General features: G+C 67.2%; 1 protein-coding gene. It reads right to left on the bottom strand.

Annotated features, from left to right (window positions below; all coding sequences use genetic code 11):
- Positions 1–35: 35 nt before the first annotated feature.
- Positions 36–1,214 (bottom strand): IS30 family transposase, encoded by a 1,179-nt coding sequence (locus IE173_RS15385; protein WP_191284410.1) that lies wholly within the window; start codon positions 1,212–1,214, stop codon positions 36–38.
- Positions 1,215–1,472 lie beyond the last annotated feature (258 nt).

The raw sequence follows: 1,472 nt of genomic DNA, 5'->3' as shown, positions 1-1,472 counted from the left end.
GGCGGTTTCTAAGGGTCCTCGCAACACGTGATGGCCTATGTGGTTGTCAGTAGATCACGCAGACGCTCGGCTGGGGTATTCCAGCCGAGCGTTTTGCGTGGTCGGCCGTTGAGTTCCTGGGCGACGTGTTCGAGGTCTTCGGGTCCATAGACGGATAGGTCGGTCCCTTTCGGGAAGTACTGCCGTAGCAGCCCATTGGTGTTCTCGTTCGACCCGCGTTGCCAGGGCGAGTGGGGGTCGCAGAAGTAGACCGGGACGTCGGTGGCGATCGTGAACTGCTTGTGCGCGGCCATCTCGCTGCCCTGATCCCAGGTCAGCGACCCGCGCAGATGCGCGGGCAGGGTCCCGATCAGCGGGACGAGCACGTCACGGACCTCCTCGGCGGTGTGACCGGCGGGCAGGTGACCGAGCATCACATAGCGGGTAGTGCGTTCGACCAGGGTCACGATCGCAGACTGCGATCCGGTGCCGACGATCAGATCCCCCTCCCAGTGCCCGGGGACGGCGCGGTCTTCGACCTCGGCGGGCCGATCGGAGATCATCACCATCGGGTCGGTGAACCGCGGGGTGCGCTGGTCCGGGTGCCGGTGGGGTTTGCGGCGGGTGCGGCCGGTGCGTAGCGCGTCAGCGATCACACGGCGCAGCCCGCCGCGGGCTTGGACGTAGATCGCCTGGTAGATCGTCTCGGTGCTCACGCGCATGCTCTCGTCGTTGGGGAACTCCTTGACCAGAGAGTGGCAGATCTGCTCGGGCGACCAGTGCACCTCGAGCTTCCCGGCGATGTACTCGCGCAGCGGACCAGGTAGGGCGAGCTTGCTGCCCTTGGGGCGCGCACGGCTGCCGACCCAGGACCGGTGAGCGGCGTAGGGACGGTAGGAGCCGTCCCGCGAACGATGGTTGTCCAGCTCGCGTTTGATCGTCGACGCCGGCCTGCCCAGCCGCCTGCCGATCTCCCGCAACGACTTGTTCTGCCGACGCAGGTCCGCGATCGTTTCCCGCTCGACCAGCGTCAGGAACCGCGGATGCAGCTCCGCCTCCAACGCCGCCACCGGCGGCGACGTCTGATCAACGTAGGTGGTCATACCCGTGGTGTAGTCCACCAGGCGCCCGTCCGGGTGCAGGCGCGCGTCACCGATCTTCCGGATCCCCTTGTCCCAGTCCCGAGCCGTCCGCTCGTTCACCCCAACCCGCGTTGCGGCATCCCGCCGCCTCACCCCCGAGGCGCGCAACCTGTCGTACTCAGTGCGCCCAGGGTGGCCACCCGTCCCGGGCTTTCCTCGACCATGGATCCCCGCCTTCCGAGCCCACCCGAACGCCGTGTCCCGGCTGACCCCGACCGCGCGCGCCGCAGCCGCGATGTTGCCACCCCCACGATCCAACGCCTCGAAAAACCGAGCCTTCAACTCCTCAAAAACCACGATCCCCGCAACTCCCAAAAACTCAGGGTGTTGCGGGGATCGCTAGAACCCGCG

It is taken from the genome of Pseudolysinimonas yzui, from assembly GCF_014653215.1.
Lineage (GTDB): Bacteria > Actinomycetota > Actinomycetes > Actinomycetales > Microbacteriaceae > Pseudolysinimonas_A > Pseudolysinimonas_A yzui.
This window is presented reverse-complemented; position numbering and strand designations above follow the sequence as displayed.